Annotated in this window: 13 protein-coding genes; 4 read left to right on the forward strand and 9 right to left on the reverse strand. The window is 74.1% G+C overall.

The window, feature by feature from the left end:
- Nucleotides 1-67 precede the first annotated feature (67 nt).
- The 3 genes from ACIQIB_RS29495 to purD form a co-directional block, all read right to left on the reverse strand.
- Nucleotides 68-1,609: a N,N-dimethylformamidase beta subunit family domain-containing protein gene (locus tag ACIQIB_RS29495; RefSeq protein WP_363614115.1), complete on the reverse strand. Its 1,542-nt coding sequence runs from the start codon at nucleotides 1,607-1,609 to the stop codon at nucleotides 68-70.
- 246 nt (nucleotides 1,610-1,855) lie between these two features.
- Nucleotides 1,856-3,439 (reverse strand): hypothetical protein, encoded by a 1,584-nt coding sequence (locus tag ACIQIB_RS29500; protein WP_363614113.1) that lies wholly within the window; start codon nucleotides 3,437-3,439, stop codon nucleotides 1,856-1,858.
- A gap of 538 nt (nucleotides 3,440-3,977) precedes the next feature.
- Nucleotides 3,978-5,225: a phosphoribosylamine--glycine ligase gene (purD, locus tag ACIQIB_RS29505; RefSeq protein ID WP_363614111.1), complete on the reverse strand. Its 1,248-nt coding sequence runs from the start codon at nucleotides 5,223-5,225 to the stop codon at nucleotides 3,978-3,980.
- A 462-nt stretch (nucleotides 5,226-5,687) separates the two neighbouring features.
- Between purD and ACIQIB_RS29510 the strand changes: the two genes are divergently transcribed.
- Nucleotides 5,688-6,473 carry an SLATT domain-containing protein gene (locus ACIQIB_RS29510; RefSeq protein ID WP_400761682.1) on the forward strand — a complete coding sequence of 262 codons (786 nt, stop codon included), beginning with the start codon at nucleotides 5,688-5,690 and terminating at the stop codon, nucleotides 6,471-6,473.
- Between the two features lie 159 nt (nucleotides 6,474-6,632).
- Here the strand turns inward: ACIQIB_RS29510 and ACIQIB_RS29515 are convergent, their stop codons facing one another.
- From ACIQIB_RS29515 to ACIQIB_RS29525, 3 genes are all read right to left on the reverse strand, one after another.
- The gene (locus ACIQIB_RS29515) at nucleotides 6,633-7,280 is read right to left on the reverse strand and encodes a hypothetical protein (protein WP_363614107.1); all 648 of its coding nucleotides are present in this window, start codon (nucleotides 7,278-7,280) and stop codon (nucleotides 6,633-6,635) included.
- Nucleotides 7,281-7,395: 115 nt separating this feature from the next.
- On the reverse strand, nucleotides 7,396-8,505 hold the full coding sequence (locus tag ACIQIB_RS29520; protein WP_400761685.1) for a GntR family transcriptional regulator: 1,110 nt from the start codon (nucleotides 8,503-8,505) through the stop codon (nucleotides 7,396-7,398).
- 136 nt (nucleotides 8,506-8,641) lie between these two features.
- A complete protein-coding gene (locus ACIQIB_RS29525) occupies nucleotides 8,642-9,439 on the reverse strand; it encodes a carbon-nitrogen family hydrolase (protein ID WP_363614103.1) in 798 nt (265 codons plus the stop codon).
- Between the two features lie 171 nt (nucleotides 9,440-9,610).
- On the opposite strand from ACIQIB_RS29525, the gene ACIQIB_RS29530 reads away from it, so the two are divergent.
- Together ACIQIB_RS29530 and ACIQIB_RS29535 are read left to right on the forward strand one after the other, a co-directional pair.
- Nucleotides 9,611-10,432 carry a maleylpyruvate isomerase family mycothiol-dependent enzyme gene (locus ACIQIB_RS29530; RefSeq protein WP_400761688.1) on the forward strand — a complete coding sequence of 274 codons (822 nt, stop codon included), beginning with the start codon at nucleotides 9,611-9,613 and terminating at the stop codon, nucleotides 10,430-10,432.
- 261 nt (nucleotides 10,433-10,693) lie between these two features.
- Complete coding sequence (locus ACIQIB_RS29535; protein WP_400761704.1) at nucleotides 10,694-11,389, forward strand: Bro-N domain-containing protein; 696 nt, start codon at nucleotides 10,694-10,696, stop codon at nucleotides 11,387-11,389.
- Between the two features lie 83 nt (nucleotides 11,390-11,472).
- Here ACIQIB_RS29535 and ACIQIB_RS29540 read toward each other — a convergent pair whose 3' ends face one another.
- The 3 genes from ACIQIB_RS29540 to ACIQIB_RS29550 all read right to left on the reverse strand — a co-directional run bounded on the left by ACIQIB_RS29540 (nucleotide 11,473) and on the right by ACIQIB_RS29550 (nucleotide 15,537).
- Nucleotides 11,473-12,819: a nitrate/nitrite transporter gene (locus ACIQIB_RS29540; RefSeq protein ID WP_400761691.1), complete on the reverse strand. Its 1,347-nt coding sequence runs from the start codon at nucleotides 12,817-12,819 to the stop codon at nucleotides 11,473-11,475.
- Between the two features lie 71 nt (nucleotides 12,820-12,890).
- Complete coding sequence (locus ACIQIB_RS29545) at nucleotides 12,891-14,120, reverse strand: M64 family metallopeptidase (protein WP_400761694.1); 1,230 nt, start codon at nucleotides 14,118-14,120, stop codon at nucleotides 12,891-12,893.
- Nucleotides 14,121-14,304: 184 nt separating this feature from the next.
- The gene (locus ACIQIB_RS29550; RefSeq protein WP_363614096.1) at nucleotides 14,305-15,537 is read right to left on the reverse strand and encodes a benzoate/H(+) symporter BenE family transporter; all 1,233 of its coding nucleotides are present in this window, start codon (nucleotides 15,535-15,537) and stop codon (nucleotides 14,305-14,307) included.
- A 222-nt stretch (nucleotides 15,538-15,759) separates the two neighbouring features.
- Between ACIQIB_RS29550 and ACIQIB_RS29555 the strand changes: the two genes are divergently transcribed.
- On the forward strand, nucleotides 15,760-16,710 hold the full coding sequence (locus ACIQIB_RS29555; RefSeq protein WP_400761698.1) for a hypothetical protein: 951 nt from the start codon (nucleotides 15,760-15,762) through the stop codon (nucleotides 16,708-16,710).
- The last annotated feature ends 137 nt before the right edge of the window (nucleotides 16,711-16,847 follow it).

Genomic DNA, 16,847 nt, shown 5'->3' on the forward strand with positions numbered 1-16,847 from the left:
GCGAAAGGGGAGGTCACTGCCTCCGAGTCTTTCACGGACGGCCGGTGGGGCACCCGCGGCCCGGCGGTCAGCCGTTCTTGCCGAGGCGGTCCAGCAGGTTGGCGGTGGCCCGCTGGATCCGCTCGTCGGTGAGCCCCGGCCGGCCCAGCGCGGGCGACCAGGCGAAGGTGCCGGCGGCGAACACGTACGCGCCGCTCGGGGCCCGGTACAGCGAGGTCTCCTGGTACCGGGTGCGGCCCATGAGGTCCTGGTACGGGGAGTGCGCGAGCAGCACCCGCTCGGTGTGCTCGGGCAGCGACACCCTGGGGTAGTAGCGGTCGGCCTCCCCCGCGACCAGGCCGGGCAGCTCCTCGCCCTCCCGGACACCGGTGCCGTCCCAGAGCCAGTGCGCGGTGTGCCGGGCGACCAGCGGGACGGGCGAGGCGACCCGGCCGGAGTACTGCAGGCCGAGCAGGTGCTGCTCCGGCTCGCCCGCGTCCCGCCAGAGCGCGCTGGCGGCGCCGGACACCCCGGCGGCCGGGCTGCCGGGCTCGACCTTCTGCCGCTTGCGGCAGTTGAGCAGCCGGTTGGGCTCGCCGGACGGCGCGGCGCTCAGCTCGACCCGCCAGTACATGGTGTTGGCGGAGAGGAAGACCAGGGAGGTGCCGTCGTCGCGGGCCCGCTCGACCGTCCGGCGCATCGGCTCGGACCAGTACTCGTCGTGGCCGGGGAAGACCAGCGCGCGGTGCCGGGTCGGGTCGACCAGGCCGGCGTGCAGGTCGGTGGCGGTGGCGTAGGAGAGGTCGTAGCCGAACCGCTCGGCCCAGCGGATGAAGTCGTAGGCGTGGCCGACGTGCAGCGGCAGGCCGGCGGTGGCGTGCGGACGGTCGAAGGAGACGGTGACGGCCGCCTCGGGCTCGCCGACGAGCCGGCCCTGGCCGTCCCAGGCGTGGTAGAGGCTGGCGCCGCTACGGCCGTCCTCGGGGAAGAGGTTGTAGGCCTGCCAGGTCACGTCCGGGACGACCAGCAGCAGCTCGGCGGCGTGCACCCGGTCGTCGAGGTCCCGGACGGTGAACGGGATGTGGCTGCGGTCCAGCATGTCGGCGGTGGTCAGGACGGCCACGTACGCGCCGGGCGGCCAGTGGGCGGGGATCTGGAGCCGCCAGGAGTGCCACCAGTGGTGGCAGGAGACGGTCCGTCCGACGACCAGCGGGGCGGGCTGGGCCAGCCCGGAGATCAGCGGGCTGGACGTCATGTGGTGGGCGCCGTCGCCGTTGTAGTGACCGATCCGGTAGACGTCCACGGTGAACTCGCGGGGCGGGTTGACGGTGACCCGGAGGTCCACCGAACCGCCGGGGCGGACCACACCGGCCGAGGCGAAGCCCTTGATCTGCTGCACCACGTCGTTGGCGCCCCGCGGGGTGCCGACCGGCGGCTTGGGTCTGGTGCCCCCGGCGAGCGGCTGCTGCCCCGGCGCGCCCACCGAGACGTACCAGGGGACGCCGCCCTCCGCTCCCGCCAGGTACTGGTCCGGGCTGCGCAGCCAGGGCAGCGGGCCCTGGCCAAAGGGGTCGGAGACGCTGTACGCGTGCGTTCCCGACTCCCAGCGGCGGTTGAGTTCCGTCCCCACGTGCCCCTCCCGGGTGCACCTCCGCCGGTTGGCATGTGCCTCCCGGTTGTGCGTGCGGACTAATACACCACACTGTGCTGGCGCTGCGTCACCCTACGGTAGCAACTAGTGGTGATGAATCTTCGGGCCCGGCACCGAGAGGGCCTTTGGCCTGCGGAGACCTTCCGAGGCCAGGCCGCCGCAGGGGGCGCGTGGCCGGCCGCCGAGCGCCGCCCCGGAGCAGGCCGGCGTGGTCCCGGATCCGCCTCAGAGGCGGACCGGCTTCTCCAGCCGGACGTCGGCGGCGTCCAGCCAGCCGCGCAGCGGGCCGTCCTGGCCCTGTTCGACGGCCTGGGCGACCGGTCCGGCCAGGTCCGTGCGGCGCACCCCGCCGAGCATCAGCACCGGGCCGTCCAGCCAGTCCAGGCCGGGGGTGGCACCGGCGGTGTCGACGGCGGCGCAGCAGACCATCGCGGTGACGTGGTCGATCAGGAGGTCCCGCCCGGTGCGGACGGGCTCCAGCAGCGGGGCGGGGGCCGTGGTGCGGGCGAGCTGGGCGGTGAGTGCGGCGGCCAGCCGCTCGCCGTCGCCGTCGGCGAGCCGGGCCAGCAGCCGGGTGAGGGTCGGGGCACCGGGGCGGGCCTGCGGGGCGAGCCGGTCCAGGGCGGACTGCAGGGCTGCGGCGCGGATGCGCCAGCCGGCGTCCACCACCTCGGCCGGGTAGTCGGCCCACTCCAGCTCCCGCCAGGCGCCGTCGGCGGGCCGGCCGAAGAACAGCTCGGCCGCGAGCAGCGAGACCGCCTCGTCCACCGTGCCGGGCTCCTCCAGCAGGTCGCAGGCGGGGCGGTCGCCGAGCCTGCTGCCGTAGCCGTCGGCGGCCAGCCGGTCGCGCCGGGACAGCTCGGTGAGGGCGGCGACCACCCCGGCGTTGAGGTGCGCGGGGTGGCGGCCGAGCCGCCAGGCGGGCAGTGCCACCCGGGTGAGCAGCCGGTCCCAGCCTGCGTAGGCGAGGCCGACCTGCTCCTGGGCGGCGATCCGCAGGCCGTAGTCGACCGCCCTGGCCTGCTCGGAGGCCCAGGCGGCGACCGCCCGCTCCAGCTCGGCGGAGTGCGCGCGACAGGCGCCGAGCAGCCGTCGGGTGATCCGGTCGGTCAGCGCGGCCGGGCCGCGGCGGGGCGGCCGTACGGGCCCGGGAGCGGGGACTCCGCCGAGGCCGGGGGCGGTGCCGGGTCCGGCGTCCAGGCTGGCGTCCAGGCCGCGCAGGAAGCGGCGGGCGGCGGCGATCTCCGGATCGGCCGCGGCCGCGGTGCCGGCCACCACGGGCGCGAGCAGGGCGCGGAGCTCCCCGGCCCGCATCCACCAGAGGAACGGCGAGCCGATCACCAGGGCGGGGGCGGGCGGCTCGTGCCCCGGGCGGTGCGGCCGGGACCGGCCCTCGGGCCGGGGCGGCGGGACGTCCTCCAGCCAGCTGTCGCAGTCCGGGGTGAGGGCGATGGCGGAGGGCGCGGGGACCTCCAGCCGCTCGGCCAGCTCGTCGATCAGCCGGTAGAGCTCGGGCGCCTGCCTCCGGTCGAGCGGGACGACCGGGGTCTGCGGCGGGACGGCCCGGCGGTAGGCCCGCGCGGCCAGGCCGGCCACCAGCAGGGTGACGGCGGCCACCGCGCAGACCACCCAGCGGGCGGCGTCCCAGCCGGCGCCGTCCGGGGAGCCGGGCGCGCCGAGGCGGCCGGTGAGCCGGCCCGCGAACAGGACCACCGCGACGGCGGCGGGCAGTGCGGCGACGGCCAGGGCGAGACCCCGGATCCGCAGCACCGCCTGGGCGTGAGCGCGCGCGGTGTCGACAGCGGCCATACGGTGCGGCACCCCCTTCGGAGCCCTCGGGCGCCCGGCGACGGGCCCTGAGCAGGCTCGAACGATCAGTTCCGACCGGGAAGCGGTGGCGTCCGATCCCGGTAGTACATGCTGCGTGGCGCTTCTGCCATTGTTGACGCCCAGGTCCGGGCCGGTGTTCCGGATCGCCCCGGTTTCCACTCGTCCCGGTGACGCTGCCCGGTTTCCGGACGACCCACGGCCCGGCCGTGCGAAGCGCCCGGATGTGCCGGCCCGGCCGGACGCCGTCCAGCATCCCCCCGCGGGCACGGCGCTACCCGGCGGCGATCACAGCGGCCCCGGTGGTGACACCTGCGATCCAGCGCACCATAAGGCCGGGCACCCGGTTACGTCAGCCGGATGCGGGCGGTGTCACTCGATGGGCTGGATTCCGGCCGCCGAACGGTGTGGCTCCCCCCGGACCGCTCCGGCACCGTCTCCCCCGGAAACGCCGGAGGGTGCTGCGTCCATGGGGGTTGTTTCCCCTCGACGCGGCACCCTCCGGTCAGTGGACCGCCCGTTACAGCGCCGCCTTCAGCGCGATGTCGGTGCGGTGCTGGCCGCCCTTGAGGTCGATCCGGCCGACGGCCTCGTACGCCCGGTCACGGGCCTCGGCGAGGTCGGCGCCGGTGGCGGTGACGGAGAGGACCCGGCCGCCGGCGCTGAGCACCCGGCCGTCCTCGTCCGCCCTGGTGCCGGCGTGCAGCACGTACGCGGTGCCGTCGGCGGCCTCGGCCGCGGCCAGGCCCTCGATCACGTCGCCGGTGCGCGGCGCGGCCGGGTAGCCCTCGGAGGCGACGACCACGGTGACCGCGGCGCCGTCGTCCCAGCGCAGCGGCTCCAGCTGGTCCAGCGTGCCGGTGGCGGAGGCGTACAGGACGCCCGCCAGCGGGGTGCGCAGCCGGGCCAGCACGACCTGGGTCTCCGGGTCGCCGAAGCGGGCGTTGAACTCGATCACCCGGGTGCCGCGCGAGGTCAGCGCCAGGCCCGCGTAGAGCAGGCCGGAGAACTCGGTGCCCCGGCGGCGCAGCTCGTCCACGGTCGGCTGCAGGACGGTCTCCAGGACCTCCTCGACCAGGCCCTCGGGCGCCCACGGCAGCGGCGAGTAGGCCCCCATGCCGCCGGTGTTCGGGCCCTCGTCGCCGTCCAGCGCGCGCTTGAAGTCCTGCGCGGGCTGGAGCGGGACGACGGTGCTGCCGTCGGTGACGGCGAACAGCGAGACCTCGGGGCCGTCCAGGTACTCCTCGATGACCACGCGGTCACAGGAGGCGGCGTGGGCCAGCGCGGCCGCGCGGTCGGAGGTGACCACCACGCCCTTGCCGGCGGCCAGCCCGTCGTCCTTGACCACGTACGGCGCGCCGAAGGCGTCCAGCGCCTCGGCGGCCTCGGCGGGGGTGGTGCAGACGTACGAGCGGGCGGTGGGCACGCCGGCGGCGGCCATCACGTCCTTGGCGAAGGCCTTGGAGCCTTCCAGTTGGGCGGCCCGGCCGGAGGGGCCGAAGACCGGGATGCCGGCCGCGCGCACGGCGTCGGCGACGCCCGCGACCAGCGGGGCCTCCGGGCCGACGACGACGAGGCCGGCGCCGAGCCGCCGGGCGAGGTCGGTGACCTGCCCGCCGTCCAGCTGGTCGACCGGGTGGACCGTCGCCACCTGCGCGATCCCGGCGTTACCCGGGGCGCAGTGCAGCTCGGTGACGGCGGGATCTAGGGACAGAGAGCGGCACAGGGCGTGTTCGCGGGCGCCGCCGCCGATGACGAGGACCTTCACGCTTCGCAAGGGTAGTCGGTGGCCGGTTCAGGCCGCTCTCCGGTCCCGTCGGAAGCTACAGACCGGGCCCGCGCGCACGCCCCCGGCCTCGGAGGAACCTCCAGGAAACGGCCCGCGACATCCGCGCCGGGTGCCCGGGTCAGAACGGCGGGTCACCGGGGCCTCGCTCGGACGGGTGAAATCTCGCCACCCCCCGCAACCCTCCCACCTTGGTATCCAGTGGCCGAAACCAGTAACGATCATTGGAGAAGCGCCCACATGGTCAGCCATTTGGCGGTAAGAAGTGCTGTTGGACAACCACCGGCAGCCGGTCGGTACGCGACCTCCCGGGCACCCAGACTCGCCCGTGGGCGTCGCGCGTCCAATGCGCCATCCGATGTTTCACCGCCCGCCAGGTCGATGACACGTCAGGTCGGCGCACTGTCAGACCCAGCAGTCCGCCCGCCACAGGGAGCCCCACAGGTGAGCCAGCCGGAAATGCAGCCCGAGGAGAGTGCCTGGGGCAAGGAGGTCGGTGAGGAGGACCAGCCCGTCGCGGCCGTCGCGCGCCGGGAGTCCACCCGTCGCCGGACCGATCTGAGCACCCGCCAGTTCCCGCTCGGGGACTGGGGCGAGCCCGCCGAGCGCCTGGAGGAGCTCTACCGCTGGTCCGAGGAGCGGGCGGTGGAGGCGATCGAGTGGTACCGCCGGGACCGGGTGTGGAAGCGCCGCTGGGCCCGGCTGCTGCGCTTCGGCACGGCCGGCTTCGCGGTCGGCGGCGTCACCGCCCCGCTGGTGGACCTCACCGGCTCGGTCGCCAACGCCACCAGCTGGGGCTACGTCGGCCTGGTGCTCTCCGCCGCCTGCTACGGCGCCGACCGGGTGTTCGGTCTGACCTCCGGCTGGATGCGGGACGTCAGCACCGGCCAGGCGCTGCAACGCCGTCTGGAGGCCTTCCAGTTCGACTGGGCGTCGGAGTGCGTGCGGGAGGTGCTCGGCCCGACCGAGGGCACCGCCGGCGAGGCCGCCGAGCGCTGCCTCGGGGTGCTGCGGCGGTTCTGCGAGGACGTCTCGGACATGGTCCGCAGCGAGACCTCGGAGTGGATGCTGGAGTTCCGGGCGAACATGACCCAGCTGCCCACCCAGAGCCCCGGCAGCTGGGGCGGGCGCAGCGAGTCGGGGGGCGGCGCCCAGGTGCGGATCCTGCCGCCGCCGGGCACCCGGCCGACCATGCCGCGCCAGCGGCCGCCGGAGGGGCCGCTGCGCTGAGCCGCCGCGGGCCCGGCCGGGGTGCGTGCCGGGCCCGCGGCCGGGGTGGCGGCGGGCCGTGGCGCGCTCGTGGTCGTCGCCGGCCGCTGCCGCTGCCGCTGACTGTTGACCGTTGGCCGTTGGCCGTTGGCCGCTGCCGCTGACCGTTGGCCGTTGGCTTCAGGCGAAGACGACCATCGAGCCCTGGGTGAGGCTGCGGGTCGCCGCCGCGTACAGGCCCGACCAGGCGTGCCGCTCACGGGCGAAGGGGTGCAGGTCGTCCAGCGGCGGGCCGAACGGCTGCTCCAGGCCGGTCGGGCCGAGCGGCCGGGTCGGGTCCGGCGGGTTGAGCGGGTCGATGTCCAGCGCCGGCGCGACGGCCTGCAGTTCGCGCAGCAGTCCGTGGCTGGAGCCGAGCGGTCCGCCCGCGGAGAGCAGCGCGTCGTCCACCAGCGGCGCCGCGAACTCGATCGGCACGTACGCGCCCGCGTGGTCGAAGTGCCAGACCAGGTGCGACTGTTCGGCGCTGCTCTCGAACATCTCCAGCAGCTGCTCGTAGTCGCCGCCGAGCGCGTCCACCGGCGTGATGTCCAGGCCGGTGAGGCCCAACAGGTAGGCGCGGCGCAGGAAGTGCAGCGAGTCGTAGTCGAAGGCGGCTATCGGCTCGACCGCCCCGCTGATACCCGGGACGTACTGGTAGACCGGCACCTCGGGCAGGCCGTTCGCGGCCAACACGGCGTTGTAGAGGGCGAGATCGTCCCGGAAGGGATTGTCGGGGCTGTGGCTCAGTACGTCCACGAGCGGGACGAGCCAGAGGTCGCAGGCCATGGGCCGGCTCTTCCTCTCCGGGCGGCGGGGGTCGTTCGCGGACACGGACGACGAATGGACGGGTCGGTACCCGGACGGTCGGCGAAAGGACCGGCCGGTTCGACGACCGCCCACCCTACCGGCCCGGCGCGCGATGCGGGTCGGGCCTGCCCTCAGGCCTGCTCTCGGGCTTCCCCCCGGGCAGTTGACCGGAGGGCGGGTCGGGCAGCCGGCGGCCGAACCGCCCGTACGGCACCGAGCGCGGCTGCGGCACCAGGCCGAGGCCCAGCCCCAGTTCGCGGCCGGGCTCCCGGTCCTCGTCCTCGTCCTCGTCCTCATCCTGATCGGGACCCCGGTCCGGGGCCTGGCCCGGTCGCCCACCGTGCGAGGGCTCGGCCGGGCCGGACTCCATGCCACCGGGCAACCCGTCCCCGTGCACCACCCCGCTGTGCCCGGCCGACCCCCGCCCCTGCCCGGCCGCGGGCTCCTGGTCCGGCTCGCCCTGGCCGGACCAGGGCAGCAGCAGCCCCAGAACACCCACCGACTCCACCGGCTGCCCGGCCAGCTCGGCCAGCAGCCTGACGGTGAACAGGTTGTACTCGCAGACGATCCGCCGCGCGCCCGCCAGGTCCCGCGCCTCGATCACGTCGACCAGCTCGCCATGACGGTCCCAGCAGACCCCGGCCAACTCCGGCAGCGTCCGCAGATAGGGGGCGGCGAACATCCAGGACTGCACCCGCAGCCAGTCCAGGTAGTCGACGATCCGGCGGTTGCCGAGCAGTCCGGCGACCTCCTGCCAGAAGCGGCGGTCGCAGCCGACCATCACGTCCAGGTTCCCCGACCGGGCCGCCCGCAGCGCCGCGTCCGCCCGCCGCCGCAGCGACGGCAGCCGGATGACGTCCGGCAGCGCCGACCGGGCGGACAGCTGGCGGAAGTAGCTGTCGGTGAGCAGCACCCGGGACTCGAAGATCTCCAGGAAGTCGTCCCAGCCGAACTCGGGCACCGTGAATCCGCGGTGGTGCTCGACCCGGAGCAGCCCCTGCGCGCCCAGGTCCACCAGCGCCTCACGGGCCGGGGTCGCCGAGACCCCGTACAGCTCGGCGATCTCCTTGACGGTGAAGTTGCGCCCCGCCGCCAGCCGGCCGGCCATCATCTCCTCGCGCAGCGCGCCCGCGATCTGCTCGCGGAGGCTGTTGCGCTGGATCACGGGGCGGTTGTCGCCCTCGCCGATGCCGGTGCCGGACATGCGCGCGACCTCCTCGGGCGGGCTCGCCGGCCTGTGCCGCGGCAGGCCGACCGAAGAACGGCTGGGAACACGACGAATGCTCATCTTCTCAAACATGCCGCCGTCGTGTACAAGCACCCTTCCCCGGGGCGCGGCGTCACCGCTGCACAGGCGCCGGAATGCCCAGCAGCCGGTCCCGGTGCACCGGGAAGTCCGCGCGGGCCTTGGCCACCTCCGCCGGATCGAACTCCACCGTCAGCACCTCCTCGCCCAGTCCCGCCTCGGCCAGCACCCGGCCCCACGGATCCACCACGATGCTGTGGCCCGCCTGCTCGACCCCGCCGTGCGTCCCGGCCGTGTTGCAGGCCAGCACGTACGCCTGCTCCTCCACCGCGCGGGCCCGGTTCAGCAGCGTCCAGTGCTCCCGCCGGCGCTCCGGCCAGGCCGCCGGGACCACCAGCAGCTGCGCGCCCGCGTCCAGCAGGGCCCGGAACAGCTCGGGGAAGCGCAGGTCGTAGCAGGTCGCCAGGCCCAGCGTGCCGAAGTCGGTGACAGCGGTGACGATCTCCTGCCCGGCGCCCATCACCACCGCCTCGCCGCTGTCGAAGCCGAAGCGGTGGATCTTGCGGTAGGTGTGCACCAGCTCGCCGTCCGGGGCGAACAGCAGCGAGGTGTTGTAGATCGGCCCGTCCGGGTCCCGTTCGACGATCGACCCGGCGTGCAGCCAGACCCCGGCCGCCCTGGCGGCCGCCGCCATCGCGTCGGAGGTCGGCCCGTCCAGCGCCTCGGCACCGTCCGACCAGAGGTCGTAGGCGAAACCGCCCAGCGGCCACAGCTCCGGCAGGACCACCAGGTCCGCCCCCTGCTGCGCCCGGACCAGGGCCGCCGCCCGGGCCCGCCGCTCGGCGGGCGGTTCGGCGTCGGAGACCGAGAGTTGGATCAATGAAGCGCGCACAGTACCACCGTCCACCGCAAGAGTCCTACGATCGTCACCCGAAAGCGCTGCCCTGCTCTCACCAGGCAGCGTAACGTGCGGTTAGCGTGTGTGCCCGGAAGCCGGACCATCCCGGACGATCCCGTGCAGGGCACGTGTGGCAAGGCAGCTGACGGAGGGCCGGAGATTCCCGTGACGGACAACCAGACCGTGCAGGCTTACACCGAGGCGTGGACGCAGTCCATCGAGTCCATATCCGAACTGGTGGCCGCCCTGCCCACGGACTCCTGGAACCGGGCCACCGAGTGCCCCGGCTGGTCCGTCCGGGACGTCGTCTCGCATGTCATCGCCGTCGAGTCGGAACTGCTCGGCGACCCCCGCCCGATCCACTCGCTGCCGCGCGACCTACGTCATGTCACCACCGAGTTCGCCCGCTACATCGAGCTGCCGGTCGACAAGCGCCGCTGCCACACCGTGCTGGAGATGACCGGCGAGCTGGAGTACACGATCATCCGCCGCTCGCGGGCGCTGCGGAACGCCAAGTACACCCCCTCCGAGCCGGTCCGCTGGCCCGCCGGGCCGCACACCCGCGACCTGCCGTACCACGAGCTGCTGCGCCGCCGGGCGTTCGACGTCTGGGTGCACGAGCAGGACCTCCGCCGCGCCCTCCACGAGCCCGGCAACCTGGACTCCCCGGCCGCCATGGTCGCCCGCGACGTCCTGCTGGAGTCACTGCCGAAGGCGGTCGCCCACGCGGCCGGCGCACCCGCGGGGACGGCCCTGGTCGTCGATGTCACCGGCCCGGTCGAGTTCCTGCGCACCGTCCGGGTCGACTCCACCGGCCGCGGCACCGTGGACGGGTCGATCAGCCTCGCCCCCGACGTCCAGCTCACCCTCGACTGGGAGACCTACGTCCGCCTCGCCTGCGGCCGGGGCCGCCCCGGCCACGTCACCGTCGAGGGCGACCGGGAGCTGGCCGCCCGGGTCCTGGCCAACTTCTCCGTCACCCCGTAGCGCCCCCGACTCACCCACCCGGCGTACGCGCGGCAGCACGCGCCGGGTGGCGGGCCTCGCGCTTCCGTCCGGATGCGTGGGACCAGTACCTCGTCCGTTCGTCCTCGTTGTTCCGGGCAGTCGTCACCCGGAAGAAGGAGGGGCGTTCAGATGGACGACGAACGGACGCGGATGGTGCTGGTGCGGTCGAGCTTCCCGGTCACGGGGCAGCCGATCCGGGTCGTGCTGATCGACGGGGAGCCGTGGTTCGTCACGGCGGACGTGTGCGCCGTCCTCGGCAGACTGAATCCCAGCCGGGTTCGCCAAGTGGTCGGCGACGACCACACGCGGGTCGTCAACTCGCGCTCGATTACCCTAACTTTCGGGAAGGGTAATGGTGTTTCCGCAGGTCAGAAACCCTACGAGCGCGGAAACCCGATGCTCAACGTGATCAGTGAGGCCGGTCTGTACACGCTGGTCATGCGGTCCAACAAGCCGAGTGCCCGCCCCTTCCAGGAGTGGGTCACCCGCGACCTGCTCCCCTCCGTCCGGCGCGGGGACACCGACGTGCCCACCCAGCGGCGACGGATGGCGGAGACGCTGGCGGAGGCGGTCGGCCGGCAGGTGCAGATCGTCGCGGAGATCGACCGCGACGGCGGGCTCGGCGTGCACATCCGCTCGGACGGGACGGTGCACTGCCGGCACGGCGAGATGGACTTCCACATGCCGAGCCGGGAGGAGGACAGCGGTCCGCCCTTCGGCGGCTACTTCTCCTGCCCCAGCGTGGAGCGGGTGGGCATCCGGGGCAGCCGCCCGATCCCGCTCTGCGCCAAGCTGAAGCTGGTCGACCTCGTCCGTCTGCTGGCGCCACCGCCGACCGCCGTCGGGGACGGGCAGCTGGTCGTGGAACTGCACGATGCCCGGATCTACGGAACGGCGCGGCAGATCGCCGAGCTGATGCGCGAGTACGGCCGCTGACCCGGCCGGGACCGTGGACGTCGGGCACCCCCCGGAAACCGCCGCCGGGCCGGGGCAGTCCGACGTCCACGCCGACCGGGACGCTACGAGGCCCCCGCGGCGACCTTGCGGCGCAGCCGCAGGATCATCACGGTGCCGAGGGCCAGGGGGGCGTACTGCCAGCAGAAGGCCCAGCGGAAGGCGGCCGCGGAGTAGGTGTCGGTACCGGCCGGGGTCAGGGCGTCGAGGACGACGCCGATGCCGAACAGGGTGATCATCGTGCCGATGAAGCCGCCCATGTTGGCGATCCCGGAGGCGGTGCCGAGCCGTTCGACGGGGTTGTGCGAGCGGGCGTAGTCCAGGCCGACCAGGGAGGCCGGTCCGTTGCTGCCCATCACCAGGATGATCCCGACCACCAGCCAGAGCGGCGGGTGGCCGCCGGGCCAGGCCAGGGTGATCGCCCAGCCGACCGCGGTGACGGCGATGACGGTGAGCACGATCGGCATCCGGGCGCGGGCCGTGCGGGAGAGCACCCGGCCGAAGAGGAGGCCGAAGGCCATGTTGCTGAGCACCAGCAGGGTGAGCAGCCCGCCGGCCTCGGCCCGGGACAGGCCCTGGGCCTCCACCAGGTAGGGCAGGCCCCAGAGCAGGCCGAAGGCGTTGCCGGGGAACTGGGTGGTGAAGTGCACCCAGAGCCCGAGCCGGGTGCCGGGCTCCTGCCAGGACTGGCGGATCTGCCGGCCGACGGCCGGCCGGAGCGCGCCCTCCGCGCCGGGGTGCGGGGCGCCGGCCGGGGCCTCCTGGAGGAAGAGCGCGACCAGCGCGAAGACGGCGACACCGAGCAGCGCGATCGTGGTGAACGTCGGCGTCCAGCCCTCGCTGTGCAGGGCCTGGGCGAGGACCACGGTGGTGACCAGGTTGCCGCCCATCCCGGCGAGCCCGGTCAGCTGGGCGACGAACGGGTTCTTCGCGGCCGGGAACCAGCGGGCGGCGATCCGCAGCACGCTGATGAAGGTCATCGCGTCGCCGCATCCGAGCACCGCCCGGGAGGCCAGCGCCGGGCCGAAGGAGGAGCTGAACGCGAAGGCCAGCTGGCCGGCGCTGAGCAGCAGGACGCCGAGCAGCAGCACCCGGCGCGGGCCGAAGCGGTCGACCAGCAGGCCGACCGGTATCTGCATGGCCGCGTAGACCAGCACCTGGAGGATCGAGAAGGTGGAGAGCGCGGAGGCGCCGATGCTGAAGCGGTCGGCGGCGTCCAGGCCGGCCACGCCGAGACTGGTGCGGTGGATGACGGCGAGGATGTAGACGCTGACGCCGACGGACCAGGCCAGCCAGGCGGCGCGGCCGCCGGGTGGCGGCGGGACCGTGGTGCCCGGGGGTGCCGGTTCGGCGGTGGAGCGGGGAGCGGGGACGGTCAGGGGGCGGGTGGAAGAGGCGGGCTCCGCGGTCATAGTGCACCCAGATTAGTCATCCCATCATTGGACGCCTAGGACGGGGTGGCAGCGATCGGACACGAACCACCTCAGCCGGTGACCGTCCAGGACACCGACCTGGTCATGTACCGGTCGCGAAAGGCCTCGTCCCGGACCCAGTCGGTGGTGTCCCGGACGGTGGCGGTGACGGTGGCGCTGTGACCGGGCGCCAGGTTCAGCTGGGCGCTGTCGAGCCAGCTGCGGTCCGGCGCCGACGGCTCCACCGGGGTGCCGTCCACCTTCCACTCGACCCGCAGCTGCCGGGCTCCGGTGAGCGGCAGCGGGTGCACCTCCAGCCGGGGGCGGCCGGAGACCTCGCCGGGGGCCGGCACGGGGGTGTCGGTCGGCCGGACCCGGCGGTAGATCTCCTCGATGATCGCCTCCCGTGAGGGCAGGTTGTAGGCGCCGCCGAGGGTCCGCATCACCGAGTCCGGGGTGGGCCGGTAGACCCCGTTGGCGCTGCGGTACGCCCCGACCGTCCCGGCGCCGTCCGGGGACACCGCACCCAGCCAGCGCCACCACTTGGTCTGCTTGCGGCGCATCTCGTCGGCGTTCTCGGTGGAGAGGTTGGGGTAGTCGGTGTCGTCCGGCGCGCTGTCGTACTCGTCGCCGAGGTCGCCCACGGTGTGCCCGATCTCGTGCTGGATGATCCGGCCCGCGTCCGGGCTGCCGCCGGCCAGGGTGGTGACCCCGGTGCCGCCGGCGCCGCCGTACTCGGTGGAGTTGGCCAGGGCGATCAGGTACTGCGGCCCGGTGCCCCCGCCGGCGACCCGGGCGGTGGCGGACTCGTCGGCGCAGAGCAGCCGGGCGGTGCCCTCGCACCAGAAGTGCATGCCGAGCGGGGTGCCGGGGCCGCGGCTCCGGCCCTCGGTCTCGGCGATGCCGGAGACCGGGGAGACCACCTCGACCCGCCGTATGTTGAAGAAGCCCTGGTAGCTGCGGAACGGCTCGATCTCCATCAGCGAGTGCCAGGCCCGGTCCGCCTGCTGGCGGAACAGCTCCTGCTCGCCCATGGTGTAGCCGTCGCCGAGCAGCACCAGGGTGATCCGGTTGGCGGGGTCACCGGTGCGTCGTATGTCGACGGTCGGGGCGGTGACGGCACGGAGGTCGGCCTGTTGCACGGCGTGCGGCGGCACCGCCCGGTCCGCCGGGGAGCCGGCCCCGATCGCACCGAACGGCGACGGTCCGACCAACTCCAGGGCGGCGGGCAGAACCGCGGCGGACACCAGCACGAGCGCGGCCAGACTCCGTACGAGACGGCCAGGGTTGCCAGGCGGCATACGGGTGCGTCCTCGGGGATCCGGTCACCCGGCGTCGCCCGGGTGGTGGACGCGAAGACGTACCCGGAGGGCGTGTCGCCCTCACCGTCCTACGCAAATGTCACCGACCTGGCCGAACGACCCGAACCACCCCTGTCATACCAATCAGTTCGATCGGGTGGCCGATTCGGGTGGTCCGTGGGCCTCAGGCCCGCTTCGGCGGCCGTGCGTTCAGCACCAGATGGGCGCCGAGGCCGAGCAGCAGTCCCCAGAAGGCCGAACCGATGCCGGCCGGGCTCATCCCGGAGGCGGTGGCCAGGAAGGTCACCACGGCGGCGTCCCGGCCCTGCTCGTCGGCGACGGCCGCGGCCAGGCTGCCCTGCAGCGAGGCCAGCAGGGCGACCCCGGCGATCACCGCGATCAGCTCCTTCGGCAGGCCGGTGAACAGGCTCACCAGCACCCCGCCGAAGCTGCCCATCAGCAGGTAGCACACGCCCGCCGACATGCCCGCGACATAGCGCCGGCGCGGGTCGGGGTGGCTCTCCGGTCCGGCGCAGATGGCGGCGGTGATCGCGGCCAGGTTCACGCCCGGCGAGCCGAACGGCGCCAGCAGGACGGAGAGCCCGCCGGTGGTGCCGATCAGCAGCCGGTCGTCCGGCCGGTAGCCGAAGGCCCGCATCACCCCGAGGCCGGGGGCGTTCTGCGAGGCCAGTGCGACGATGGTGAGTGGCAGCGCCAGTCCCACCATGGCCGGCCAGGAGAAGGCGGGCACGGTGAACACCGGCCGGGTCGGACCGCCCGCGCCGAGGTGCACCTGCAGCCCGACGGTGCAGGCCGCCAGGACGCCGCCGGCCAGGAGCGCGGCCGGGACGGCGTACCGCGGGGCCAGCCGCCTGGCCAGCAGGAAAGCCGCGAAGCTGCCGAGCACCAGGGCCGGTGCCCCGTGCACGGCACCGAAGATGCCGGCACCGAAGGAGAACAGGATGCCCGCCAGCATCGCGTTCACGATCCCGGCCGGGACGGCGGCGATCAGCCGGCCGAACAGTCCGGTGACCCCGAACAGCGCCACCACCACCCCGCTCACCAGGAAGGCACCGACCGCCTCCCGGTACGGGTACGCGCCCAGGCTGGTCACCAGCAGCGCGGCGCCCGGAGTGGACCAGGCGGTGATCACCGGTGTCCTGGTCCACCAGCTGAGCAGCAGGCAGGTCAGCCCGCTGCCGACGGCCACCGCCCAGATCCAGGACGCGGTGTGCGCCTGGTCCAGCCGCCCGGCGGCGGCCGCCGCGAGCACCACCACCAGCGGCCCGGAGAACGACACCACGATGCACACCAGCCCGGCCACCAGCGCCGGTACCGAGACGTCCTGCCGCAGCGAGCGCCGCCCGGCGCGGTCCGTCCGCCCGGCGTCGGGACGGGTTATCAGCTCCTCTGCCATCCCGGCAGTATCCCGGAGCCGGGCGGCCCGGCCGGGCCGCCCGAGGATTCCCGAAAAAACTTCCGGACCCGCCTGCAACCCCCGGCGGGGATGGACGTCTTTACGGATGAAGGCACGGAGAGCGAGACCGGCAGGGCCGGGGGGCGCTACCGCCGTACAGGGGCGGAGCCGGTCGTCTTCACCACACACACCGTCAGTACGTCGACCCTGGGGAGTCACGTCATGCGCAAGTCCGTTATCTCCGCTTTTGCGAAGAACACCCCCTCGCGCTCCGGCCGTCGCCGCGCCGCCACCCTGGCCGCCACCGTCCTGCTCGCAGGCTCCGTCCAGCTGCTCACCACCGACACCGCCTGGGCCTGCGGCGCCCCGCTCGGCGCACCGGCCGGTGCCTCGGCGCCGAAGGCGGCGGGCCCCTCGGCGAAGGCCGCCGACACCCACCGGGGCACCATCGACGCGGGCTTCTTCATGACCCCCGGTCTGACCGTCCTGGCGGGCGGCCCGAAGGTCGAGATCCCGGTCGAGGTGGGCAACTTCACCGGTGCGCCGTACCGGAAGGCGGTTCCCTCGCTCTCGTTCTTCAACGAGAACGGCGGCGCGCCCCTGCGCGCCGAGGACCTGACCGTGGAGGTCAGGAGCACCGGCGCATGGCAGAAGGTGCCGCTCGTCCGCGGCTGCGACCCGGTGCTCTACGCGACGGCGCCCAAGGGCGAGCCCGTGGCGGACGGCCGGGCCGTGCACTTCACGTTCCGGGTCGGACTGGCCGCGAAGGCCACGGCGGATCTGGACGGCATCCGGGTCGGCCTCACCGCCGACGCGGAGGACGGCAAGCACTCGCCGTGGGTCTTCAAGAACATGTCCGTGACCCACCGGACCACGCCTGCCTCGCCCAAGCCGGCCCCGACCACCAAGCCGAGCAGCAAGCCGAGCAGCACCGCCAAGCCCGTACCGGCCAAGCCGGCCGCCGCACAGACCCCGGCGGCACCGGCGGCTCCCGCCAAGGCTCCTGCCGCCACCCCCTCGGCCCCCGCCACCACCGCCCCCGCGGGCACCCCCGAGCTGGCCCAGACCGGCGCGGACACCCCCAACGGGTTCCTCGCCGCCTCCGCCGCCGCCTTCGTCGCCCTCGGCGCGGGCGTCCTGATCGCCGTGCGCCGGCTGCGTCCCCAGCGCTAGCCGGACCACGGACGGCAAGGGGCCCCGCTCCCGCACGCCGGTGCTTGGGTTCTAACGGTCCTCGCAACACCCGCGATCTGTGGGAGTTGCGAGGGCCGTGGCTGTTGGACGCGATGATCTTTCGGGTTTGAGGGAGC

The organism is Kitasatospora sp. NPDC092286, from assembly GCF_044755565.1.
Lineage (GTDB): Bacteria > Actinomycetota > Actinomycetes > Streptomycetales > Streptomycetaceae > Kitasatospora.

Bases quoted from the DNA above. Each gene is read 5' to 3' on its own strand.
- ACIQIB_RS29540 (WP_400761691.1), bottom strand. From the start codon at position 12,819: ATGACCGCGGAGCCCGCCTCTTCCACCCGCCCCCTGACCGTCCCCGCT.
- ACIQIB_RS29500 (WP_363614113.1), bottom strand. From the start codon at position 3,439: ATGGCCGCTGTCGACACCGCGCGCGCTCACGCCCAGGCGGTGCTGCGG.
- ACIQIB_RS29545 (WP_400761694.1), bottom strand. From the start codon at position 14,120: ATGCCGCCTGGCAACCCTGGCCGTCTCGTACGGAGTCTGGCCGCGCTC.
- ACIQIB_RS29515 (WP_363614107.1), bottom strand. From the start codon at position 7,280: ATGGCCTGCGACCTCTGGCTCGTCCCGCTCGTGGACGTACTGAGCCAC.
- ACIQIB_RS29555 (WP_400761698.1), top strand. From the start codon at position 15,760: ATGCGCAAGTCCGTTATCTCCGCTTTTGCGAAGAACACCCCCTCGCGC.
- ACIQIB_RS29520 (WP_400761685.1), bottom strand. From the start codon at position 8,505: ATGTCCGGCACCGGCATCGGCGAGGGCGACAACCGCCCCGTGATCCAG.
- ACIQIB_RS29550 (WP_363614096.1), bottom strand. From the start codon at position 15,537: ATGGCAGAGGAGCTGATAACCCGTCCCGACGCCGGGCGGACGGACCGC.